This window comes from Pseudomonas sp. B424 (assembly GCF_055408345.1).
On sequence record NZ_JBUZTL010000057.1, the window covers coordinates 1 to 3,166 of the forward strand.

Genomic DNA, 3,166 nt, shown 5'->3' on the forward strand with positions numbered 1-3,166 from the left:
ATTCCAGCCTAGATGTGGCAGGTGTCTTGGCGTTCAACGAGCGTGATGTCGCGGTGATTCAGGCCCGTACCGCCGGCTTTGTGGAGCGGGTCTATGCCCTTGCTCCAGGTGATGTGCTCAAAGCCAATGCCGCTCTGGCGGATATTCTGGTGCCGGAATGGGCCGCGGCTCAGACAGAGTTTCTGGCCCTGAGGCGTAACGGGGATGCCGATCTGTTGGTTGCGGCCCGTCAGCGCCTGCGACTCACAGGGATGCCGGCAGCACTGATTACTCAGGTTGAACGTAGCGGTAAGGTTCAACCGTATCTGACCCTGACCAGTCCCATCGCCGGTGTGCTGCAAGAGCTGAACGTACGCACGGGCATGACCGTGGCGACGGGCGAGACTCTGGCACGGGTCAATGGCTTGAGCAGTATATGGCTAGCCGTGGCCGTTCCAGAATCCGATGCCGGAGCCATCACTGTGGGGCAAGCGGTCGAAGCGCGTCTGCCAGCCTTCCCGGGGACAACGTTCAGAGGCAAGGTCAGCGCGATTTTGCCCGAGACCAATCCGGACAGCCGAACTCTTCGGGTGCGGGTGGAACTACCCAACCCGGACGAGCACCTCAGGCCCGGTTTGACGGCGCAGGTGCGCCTGAGTCATTCGACCGGGGAAAGTGTGTTGTGGGTGCCGAGTGAGGTAGTCATTCGCACTGGCCGACGCGCCCTGGTGATGCTCGCTGAAGACGCCGGTCGCTATCGCCCGGTGGAGGTGCAACTCGGGCAGGAAAGCGATGGCAAGACGGCGATTGTGAAAGGCCTGACAGAAGGACAGAAAGTGGTTACGTCTGGCCAATTTCTGCTCGACTCGGAAGCCAGCCTCAAGGGCATTGTTGCCAGTACCGAGGAAGACTCACCACTCAGCGCAACAGCCTCCAGTTTTCATGAGGCCGATGGGCAGATTGTTGAGATCAACGACAAAGACGTGACGATCGCCCATGGCCCTTTCAAGACGCTGGGCATGCCCGGCATGACGATGACTTTTCCTCTCGCCAGTCCGGCGCTGATGCAGGGCCTCAAGGCGGGGGACAAGGTTCGAATCGCGGTGAGCCAAACTGACGATGGTTTGCGTGTCGAGCGCCTGGACAAGTCGGGGAGCCAGCCATGATTGCTGCACTAATTCGTTGGTCGGTGGCCAACCGGTTTCTGGTGCTACTGGCTACGCTGTTCGTCACTGCCTGGGGCATCTGGTCGGTACAGAGCACCCCGATCGATGCGTTGCCGGATCTCTCCGATGTGCAAGTTATCATCCGTACCCCTTATCCGGGACAAGCGCCGCAGATTGTCGAGAACCAGGTGACCTATCCGCTGGCCACCACCATGCTCTCAGTGCCGGGAGCCAAGACGGTACGTGGTTATTCCTTCTTCGGTGACAGCTTCGTTTACGTGCTGTTCGAAGACGGCACGGACTTGTACTGGGCCCGCTCGCGAGTGCTGGAGTACCTGAGTCAGATACAAAGCCGATTGCCGGCCAGTGCAAAGCCTGCGTTGGGGCCGGATGCAACGGGAGTGGGCTGGATCTATCAGTACGCACTGGTGGATCGCACGGGTGGGCACGACTTGGCACAGCTGCGCGCACTTCAGGACTGGTTCCTCAAGTTCGAACTCAAGACCCTGCCCAATGTTGCTGAAGTGGCTACGGTGGGAGGCATGGTCAAGCAGTACCAGGTGCAGCTTGACCCACTCAAGTTGGCCAGTCTGGGCATCACACAGGCGGAGGTGACCGAGGCTATCGGCAAGGCCAACCAGGAGACGGGCGGCGCCGTGATGGAGATGGCCGAGACTGAGTACATGGTGCGAGCTTCCGGCTACCTGAAGACGCTCAATGACTTTCGGGCGATCCCGCTAAAATTGGGGGCGGCCGGAGTGCCGGTCACCCTTGGCGATGTCGCCACCATCCAATTGGGCCCGGAAATGCGACGTGGCATCACCGAACTCGACGGCGAAGGCGAGACCGTTGGTGGTGTGGTGATTTTGCGCAGTGGCAAGAACGCTCGCGAGACCATTGCGGCGGTCAAGACCAAACTCGACGAACTGAAATCCAGTTTGCCGGCCGGCGTGGAAATCGTCACCACCTACGACCGTAGCAAGCTGATCGATCGAGCGGTGGAAAACCTCAGCCACAAGCTCATCGAAGAGTTCATCGTCGTCGCGCTGGTCTGCGGAATCTTCCTCTGGCACTTGCGCTCATCCCTGGTGGCGATTATTTCGCTGCCGGTGGGCGTGTTGATTGCCTTCATCGTCATGCGCTACCAAGGCATCAACGCCAACATCATGTCCTTGGGCGGGATTGCCATCGCCATCGGCGCCATGGTCGATGCCGCCGTGGTGATGATCGAGAACGCCCACAAGAGGATAGAGGCTTGGTACGCGGCCAACCCTGGGGAGGAACTGAAGGGCGAGCGTCATTGGCACGTGATGACCGAAGCGGCTGCGGAGGTAGGCCCGGCACTGTTCTTCTGCTTGTTGATCATCACCCTGTCGTTCATTCCGGTATTTACCCTGGAAGCCCAGGAAGGGCGGCTGTTCGGCCCGTTGGCTTTCACCAAGACCTACGCCATGGCGGCAGCGGCGGGATTGTCAGTGACGTTGGTGCCAGTGCTGATGGGTTACTGGATTCGAGGTCGAATTCCCAGTGAACAACAGAACCCGTTGAACCGATGGTTGATTCGAATCTATCAGCCAGCCCTGGATGCAGTACTGCGTCGTCCCAAGGTCACGCTACTGGTGGCGCTCTTGGTATTTTGCAGTGCGCTATGGCCAATGTCTCGCCTGGGGGGCGAGTTTCTGCCACCGCTGGACGAAGGCGATCTGCTCTACATGCCTTCTGCTCTTCCGGGGTTGTCGGCACACAAAGCCGCGCAGCTGCTGCAGCAGACCGACCGCCTGATCAAGACCGTGCCTGAAGTCGAACACGTTTTCGGTAAAGCAGGGCGTGCCGAAACCGCAACCGATCCAGCCCCTCTGGAGATGTTTGAAACCACCATTCAATTCAAACCACGCGATCAATGGCGCCAAGGTATGACACCTGAAAAACTGGTGGAAGAATTGGATCGAGTGGTGCGAGTTCCGGGGCTGACCAATATCTGGATACCGCCGATTCGCAACCGTATCGACATGCTGGCTACG

At 59.3% G+C, this 3,166-nt stretch carries 2 protein-coding genes; both read left to right on the top strand.

Annotation, left to right across the window (positions count from 1 at the left end; genetic code table 11):
• Window positions 1-1,145: efflux RND transporter periplasmic adaptor subunit (locus ACZRMS_RS26140; protein WP_463997630.1), on the top strand; the 1,145-nt coding region annotated here is incomplete at its 5' end.
• Window positions 1,142-3,166: efflux RND transporter permease subunit (locus ACZRMS_RS26145; RefSeq protein ID WP_463997631.1), on the top strand; the 2,025-nt coding region annotated here is incomplete at its 3' end. The genes ACZRMS_RS26140 and ACZRMS_RS26145, both read left to right, overlap by 4 nt.